At 63.5% G+C, this 7,434-nt stretch carries 4 protein-coding genes and 4 pseudogenes; 7 read left to right on the top strand and 1 reads right to left on the bottom strand.

Going from position 1 to position 7,434, the window contains the following annotated elements; translation table 11 throughout:
- From JCM25156_RS07350 to JCM25156_RS22365, 6 genes and pseudogenes are all read left to right on the top strand, one after another.
- A partial coding sequence (locus JCM25156_RS07350; RefSeq protein ID WP_025812633.1) for an OmpW/AlkL family protein occupies positions 1 to 671 on the top strand: 671 nt, incomplete at its 5' end.
- A 4-nt stretch (positions 672 to 675) separates the two neighbouring features.
- A pseudogene (gene hemN, locus JCM25156_RS22380) lies at positions 676 to 2,041 on the top strand (oxygen-independent coproporphyrinogen III oxidase).
- Positions 2,042 to 2,105: 64 nt separating this feature from the next.
- A complete protein-coding gene (locus JCM25156_RS07340) occupies positions 2,106 to 2,747 on the top strand; it encodes a 2OG-Fe(II) oxygenase (protein WP_025812632.1) in 642 nt (213 codons plus the stop codon).
- A gap of 148 nt (positions 2,748 to 2,895) precedes the next feature.
- Positions 2,896 to 4,535 (top strand): annotated as a pseudogene (locus JCM25156_RS22375) (4Fe-4S dicluster domain-containing protein).
- Positions 4,536 to 4,606: 71 nt separating this feature from the next.
- Positions 4,607 to 5,355, top strand: a pseudogene (locus JCM25156_RS22370) (electron transfer flavoprotein subunit beta/FixA family protein).
- Positions 5,356 to 5,357: 2 nt separating this feature from the next.
- Positions 5,358 to 6,295 (top strand): annotated as a pseudogene (locus JCM25156_RS22365) (electron transfer flavoprotein subunit alpha/FixB family protein).
- A 70-nt stretch (positions 6,296 to 6,365) separates the two neighbouring features.
- Here JCM25156_RS22365 and JCM25156_RS07320 read toward each other — a convergent pair.
- Positions 6,366 to 6,569 (bottom strand): hypothetical protein, encoded by a 204-nt coding sequence (locus JCM25156_RS07320; RefSeq protein ID WP_025812631.1) that lies wholly within the window; start codon positions 6,567 to 6,569, stop codon positions 6,366 to 6,368.
- A gap of 496 nt (positions 6,570 to 7,065) precedes the next feature.
- Here JCM25156_RS07320 and JCM25156_RS22360 point away from each other — a divergent pair.
- The coding region (locus JCM25156_RS22360) for an MATE family efflux transporter (protein WP_242402535.1) at positions 7,066 to 7,434 on the top strand (369 nt) is incomplete at its 3' end.

Here is a 7,434-nt window from a genome sequence, read left to right as displayed (position 1 = left end):
CCGCGCAGCCCAAGGGCCGCTGCGGCATTTTCCAGACCTGCGCCAGCACCAAGATCGGTCTGGGCAAGGGTGACTTCATGATCCGCCTGTCCGCCGTGGGCGTGCTGCCCGAAGATCGTGACAGCAAGGTCTGGGTAAACAACCAGGCGATGGCCAACACCCGCGTCAAGACCACCAACCAGGTCATGCCGGAACTGACGCTCGAATACTTCCTGACCGACAACATCTCCCTTGACCTGATCGCCACCAGCACCCGCCATGAAGTCGCGGCCGAAGGCGGCGCGCTGCAAGGCCTGACCGGACATGGCAAGACCGACGCGGGTAGCGCATGGGTGCTGCCGCCGACGGTGACCGTCGCGTGGCATTTCCGTCCGCACAAGCGCCTGAACCCGTATGTGGGTGTCGGTGGCACCTTCATGTGGTTCCACAACATGAGCGGCAGTGGCGCGCTTGGCCTGAACAAGCTGAACTCCGGCTTCACCGGTGGCCCGTCCATCAACGCCGGTGTGGATTACCAGCTCGTGGGCAACTGGTTCTTCAACTTCGACGTGAAGCAGATGTTCGTGCGCATGCACGCCTGGGCTGAAAACGACGGCGAAACCCTGAAGGTGAAGGCCCACGACTCGCTCGACCCGACCGTCGTGTCCGCTGGTATCGCCTACCGGTTCTAATGGCATGAACGCGGCAGACAGCACCCTGCTTTCGCGCTACGGTGGCAATCTGCCGCGTTACACCAGCTATCCCACCGCCGCACAGTTTTCCGATGCGGTGGGACCGGCGGAAAGCCAGCAATGGCTCTCCGCCCTGCCGGCGTCACAGCCGGTTTCCCTTTATCTGCACGTTCCCTTCTGCGACATGCTGTGCCGGTTCTGCGGGTGCAATACCGCCGTGCTGCGCGATACGGATGCACGCGCGGCCTATGCCGCCCTGCTGCATGAGGAACTGCGCCGGGTCGTGGCCCTGATCGGTCCCGGCCGCCGTGTCACCCATCTGCAATGGGGCGGCGGCACGCCCACTACCCTCCCCGCCAGCGCGATGCGCCGCGTCATGCAGGCCATACGCCAGGATTTCGTGATCGCCCCGGATGCGGAAATCAGCATCGAGGTCGATCCCCGCCACCTTCCGCCCGAATATCCCGCCCTGCTGCATGAACTCGGCTTCAACCGCGCCAGCATGGGCGTGCAGGATCTGGACGCGAACGTGCAGAAGCCTGCGGCCGGATCCAGAGCTGGGAGCAGACGCGCGCCTGCCTCGACGCGCTACGCGCGGCCGGGGTGGACTCGATCAATATCGACCTGATCTACGGCCTGCCCCGGCAGGATACGGACAGCGTCACCCGCACGGCGCGGGCGGTGGCCAGCCTGCGCCCCGACCGGCTGGCCGTGTTCGGCTATGCCCATGTGCCGTGGAAGCAGAAGCGCCAGAACCTGATGCCGGTAGGTGAACTGCCCGGCCCGCAGGCGCGGATCGCGCAGCGCGCCGCGATCGACGCCGTGCTGCGCGACGAAGGCTTCCTGCCCGTGGGGCTGGATCACTATGTCAGCCCGCATGACAGCATGGCGCGCGCCATGGAGTCGGGCACGCTGCACCGCAATTTCCAGGGCTACACCACGGACAGCGCCCCGGCCCTGATCGGTATTGGCGCGTCCGCCATTTCCTCCCTGCCGATGGCATGACCCAGAACGCCACGACATCCGCCGCCTATGCCCGGCTGATGGCGGAGATGACGGACAGGCTGCCGGTCATGCGGGGGGTGCCCCTGCTGGCTGATGACCATGTGCGCGCCGCCATCATCAAGCAGCTCATGTGCACGATGCAGGTGGATGTGGACCAGATCATTACGGAGTACCACCTGCCTGCCAACAGTTTCGGCCCGGAACTGTCCCGTCTGGTGCCCATGGTGCAGGACGGGCTGGTGGACATGAACGCCCGCCATGTGCAGGTTACTGAAAAAGGGCGCGCTTTCGTGCGCCATGTCGCATCGGTGTTTGACCGCTATCTGTCACCGCAGAGCAGCGCCCGCCATGCGAGCGCCCTGTAACCCGTCTCCCCCCTTCCGGCCCTGGCGCGCCCCGCGCCGGACCCAGCAGATAAAACATCCGGCCATGCAACCCAACCACGTCATTGCTGCCCTTACCGCCAGCCCTGTCCTGCCATGGCCCTTTCCCCACTGGCAGATGCACGACGTGCTGCCCGCATCCGTGGCCACGGCGCTGGTGACATGGATGCCGGACGCCCGTTTCCTTGGCGGGGAGAGCGGAGGACAGCGGGCCGGGCGCAACGGACGCCGCCTGTTCATTACCCCCGCGCTCCGCGCGGCCAATCCGGCGCTGGACGATCTGGCGCGCCTGTTCGATGACGCCGGGACACGGGCGACATTCACCTCCCGTTGCGACGCGAACCTTGAAAACGCGGCCCTGCGCCTTGAACTCTGCCTTGATACGGATGGGTTCTGGCTTGAGCCCCATACCGATATCGGGGCCAAGCGGCTGACGCTTCTGGTCTCGCTTTCCATGGGGGCGGAAGCGGCTGACTGGGGCACGGACATCATGACGGCGGAGGGCGCGCCGGTGGCGCGGGCCTCGGGGCTGTTCAATTCCGGGCTGCTGTTCATTCCGTCCGACCGGTCATGGCATGGTTTCCTGCCGCGCCCGCTGAAGGGGGTGCGCCGCACGCTGATCGTCAATTACGTCGGCCCCGAATGGCTGGCGACGGATGAACTGGCCCGCCTGCCCGCCATGGCGTGAAAACCCCCATTTGCGCGCGCCGTTTGGCCCTGGAATGCGCAACGGGACTTTATTCCGGAACCAAACGGCTCTAGGAAGCAGTACGGTTGAGGTGAAATCCCATTCATCCCATGTCATCCCGGTCATGACGCAAGAGGACAACAGAGGTATGAGCGAGACCCAGCGCGAGACTATGGAATTCGATGTCGTGATCGTTGGTGGCGGTCCATCGGGCCTTGCGGCGGCCATCCGGCTGCGGCAACTGGCGCCTGACGCCAGCGTCTGCCTGATCGAGAAGGGCAGCGAGATCGGCGCGCATATCCTGTCGGGCGCCGTAATCGAACCCCGCGCGCTACAGGAACTCCTGCCGCACTGGCGCGAGGAAGGCGCCCCGCTGGATACCCCCGTGACAGAGGAGCAGGCGCTCTACCTGACACGCACCGGCAGCCTTGAAGTGCCCTTCCTCGAGCGCGTGATGCCGCATATGAGCAACCACGGCAACTTCATCGTAAGCCTTGGGGATCTGTGCCGCTGGCTTGCCGGCCGGGCCGAGGAACTGGGCGTTGAAATCTACCCCGGTTTCGCGGGGGCCGAAGTGCTGGTTGATGACAGTGGCCGCGTGACCGGTGTCGCGACGGGTGACATGGGCATCGGGCGCGATGGCCAGCCCACCGGCAATTACGCCCCCGGCATGGAACTGCGCGCGAAATACACCCTGTTCGCGGAAGGCTGCCGGGGTTCGCTGACCAAGCAGGTCACGGCGATGTACGACCTGCGCAAGGGCGTCGATCCGCAGACCTATGGCCTCGGCATCAAGGAACTGTGGGAAATCCCCAAGGAAATGCACCGCCCCGGTCTGGTGCAGCACAGCTTCGGCTGGCCGCTGGATGACCGGACCTATGGCGGGGCGTGGATGTACCATTTCGGAGAAAACCTCGTCTCCTACGGGTTTGTGGTCGGGCTGGACTATCCCAATACGTGGCTTTCCCCGTTTGACGAGATGCAGCGCGCGAAACTGCACCCCGCCTTCCGCCCCTATTTCGAGAATGGCCGCCGCGTCGCCTATGGCGCGCGCGCGCTGTCGGAAGGCGGGATCCAGTCCATCCCGCGCCTGACATTCCCCGGCGGGGCGCTGATTGGCGATACGGCGGGCTTCCTGAACGTGCCCAAGATCAAGGCACCCACACCGCCATGAAATCGGGCATGCTGGCGGCCGAGGCCGTGGCGGAGGCCCTGGCCACGAACCGTGTGGAACCGGGTTCCTACACGCGGCGCATCAGGGATTCGTGGCTGTGGCAGGAACTGCGCGCGGTGCGCAACATCCGTCCGGCCTTCGCCAGGTTCGGCATGAAGGCCGGGGCGCTGTATTCCGGCATCGACGCCATGCTGCTGCGCGGGCGGGCGCCGTGGACGCTGCACACGCGCCATGCCGATAACGAGACGCTGGAAGCGGCCTCCATCTCACCAAAGATCAGCTACCCCAAACCCGATGGCAGGATCACGTTTGATCGCCTCTCCTCGGTGTTCCTGTCCGCCACCAACCATGAGGAGGACCAGCCGGTCCACCTGAAGGTGCGCAATACCTCGCTGTGGAAAACGGTGAACTGGGATGTCTTCCGCTCACCCGAAAGCCGTTACTGCCCGGCCGGCGTGTATGAAGTGGCGGATGAGGCCACGGATCCGCGCCTGCAGATCAACGCGCAGAACTGCGTGCACTGCAAGACGTGCGACATCAAGGATCCGGCCCAGAACATTGACTGGACCACACCGGAGGGGGCAGGCGGCCCGAACTATCCCGGCGGGATGTAATCTGGCGGCAGGTACGGTATGTAGCTGCCACACAGATTGCCCTTATCCGAATACAGACAGGCAAATATGCAATGAAGGTTCTCGTACCCGTTAAGCGCGTGCTTGATTACAACATCAAGGCACGCGTCAAGGCCGATGGTTCCGGCGTTGAAACCGCCGGCTTCAAGATGTCCATCAATCCGTTTGACGAAATCGCGGTTGAGGAAGCCGTGCGCCTGAAGGAAAAAGGCGTGGTGACGGAAATCGTCGCGGTCTCGATCGGGGAAGCCAAGGCACAGGACACGCTGCGCACGGCCATGGCGATGGGTGCTGACCGCTCCATCCTGGTGGAAACCGACACGGTCACGGAACCGCTGGCCGTCGCCAAGGTGCTCAAAGCACTGGTGGAAAAGGAAAAGCCGGATCTGGTCATTCTGGCAAGCAGGCCATTGATGACGACATGAACGCCACCGGCCAGATGCTGGCCGGCCTGTTGGGCCGCCCGCAGGCGACATTCGCCTCCAAGGTGGAAGTGGCCGATGGCGAAGTGACCGTGACCCGTGAGATCGATGGCGGCCTGCAGACCGTCAAGCTGGCGCTGCCCGCCATCATCACGGCGGATCTGCGCCTGAACGAGCCGCGCTACGCCTCGCTGCCCAACATCATGAAGGCGCGCAAGAAGCCGCTGGAAAAAATCACGCCCGCCGATCTGGGCGTGGACATGACGCCGCGGCTGAGCGTGATCTCGGTTGCCGAACCGCCGGAACGCAAGGCGGGCATCAAGCTCGACTCGGCTGCTGAACTGGTTTCGCGTCTGCGCAACGAAGCAAAGGTGATCTGATCATGACCGTACTTGTTTATCTGGATCATGACGGTGGCGTGATCCGGCAGGCGTCCCGTTCGGCCATTGCGGCGGCGGCGAAGCTGGGTGATGTCGATGTGCTGGTCACCGGGGCCGATGCGGCGGCGGCGGCAAAGGCGGCAGCGGCCATTCCGGGCGTGAAGAAGGTGCTTCAGGTCACCGACACCACTGGCAACAGCGAACTGGCCGAACCCATGGCGGCGCTGCTGGCGGAGCTTGCGGGGGGATATACGCATATCCTCGCCGCATCGTCGGCCACGTCCAAGAACGTGCTGCCGCGCGCGGCGGCGCTGCTGGACGTGCAGCCGATCCCGGACATCATCGCCGTCAATGACGCCGATACCTTCGTTCGCCCCATCTATGCGGGCAGCGCGCTGGCCACGGTAAAATCGGCTGACACAAAAAAGGTGATCACGGTCCGCGCTTCCGCTTCGACCCGGTTCCGGCCGAAGGGGGCAACGCGGTGATCGAGGAAGTCGCCCTGCCGGCCGGTCCGGGTGGTTCGACCTTCATTTCCACGGAACTGTCCCAGTCCGAACGCCCGGAGCTGGAATCCGCGCGTGTTGTGGTGTCGGGCGGACGCGGCATGCAGAACGAGGAGAATTTCAAGCTCCTCAACCCGCTGGCCGACCGGCTTGGGGCCGCCATTGGCGCATCGCGCGCGGCGGTGGATGCCGGGTTTGTTCCCAACGAATACCAGGTGGGCCAGACCGGCAAGATCGTGGCGCCGGAACTCTACATCGCCCTTGGCATTTCCGGTGCGATCCAGCATCTGGCCGGGATGAAGGACAGCCGGGTCATCGTCGCGGTGAACAAGGACCCCGAGGCGCCGATCTTCCAGGTGGCCGATTACGGCATTGTGGGGGATCTGTTCACGGTCCTGCCGCAGCTTGAGGCCGAACTGGACAAGGCTGGCTGAACCAGAACGGTTCCATACAGTAAGTTAAAGGGGCGCGGGTGTTTATCCCGCGCCCTTTTTTTATGGCTTTCTATTCGCTTTCCAGCACCGCATGGGCGCGGGCCACCACGGTGTCATATTCCTGCTGGGTCAGGTCGCCCCGATGCAGCATTTCACTGGCGCGGGCGAGTGCGTCGCGCGCATGGGTCGCATCGGGTATGGGATAGCGCCGCCCCGGCAGGGCAAAGGCTGAATCGGGCAATGCATCACGTTCGGCCGCAGTCAGTCTGGACATCGGTCATTCTCCCTCAACGGAACGATCCCCACCACGAAAAAGGGTGGGGGAAACCCGCAGGGTAGAGAAAACCCGACGGCGTCAGATACGTAAAAGAGGGATGGCACCCCATTGCCTTCGCCATGAAAAAACAGGGCCCCCCTGCGGGGACCCTGCCAGTGAAACGCCGGTGCGGCAGCATCGCGTTCTATCCGGATTTTTACCGGACTTTCTTTGTATTTATGGAAGCCAGCAGGCTCCGTGTGAGTCTGTATGCCATCCTGATCTTTAAAGGTCAACAATAAATATAAATAAAAAATATGATTTTACTTTTTTGCGCTGCACAATTCTTGGATTTATTTTGCAGCGCACAATGTGGTGCCAGTATATACAGAACAGCCCGCCATTTTTCTGCCATATCATAAAAAACAGGGCATATAAGGCCCTTGTGCCGCCTTTCATTGCCCCGCATCATGCAGGTTCAGATCATCTGACCGACAGCAGACTGGACACCCGAATGGGGGGAAATCCCGTAAAACGACCGCATGCCGCATTCTGCACGGGCCGTATCATCCGTCACGTTGTCGTTATGGCGGGCACGGGGGCCATTGGCCTCATGGCGGTCTTCATCGTCGATCTTCTGAACCTGTTCTACATCTCCTGGCTGGGTGACCCGGCACAGACGGCGGCCATCGGGTTCGCCGGGGTCATAAGCTACGTCCAGATCGCCGTATCCATCGGCCTGTCCATCGGGATCGGGGCCATCACCGGCAGGCTGATCGGCGCGGGCCGGATCGAACAGGCCCGGCGGGTCGCGTCCTCCTTCGGCGTGGTGATGCTGGGGGCGTGCTTCCTGATCGGCCTGGCCACGGCATGGCTGGCGGCA

The organism is Komagataeibacter kakiaceti JCM 25156, assembly GCF_000613305.1.
This window is presented reverse-complemented; position numbering and strand designations above follow the sequence as displayed.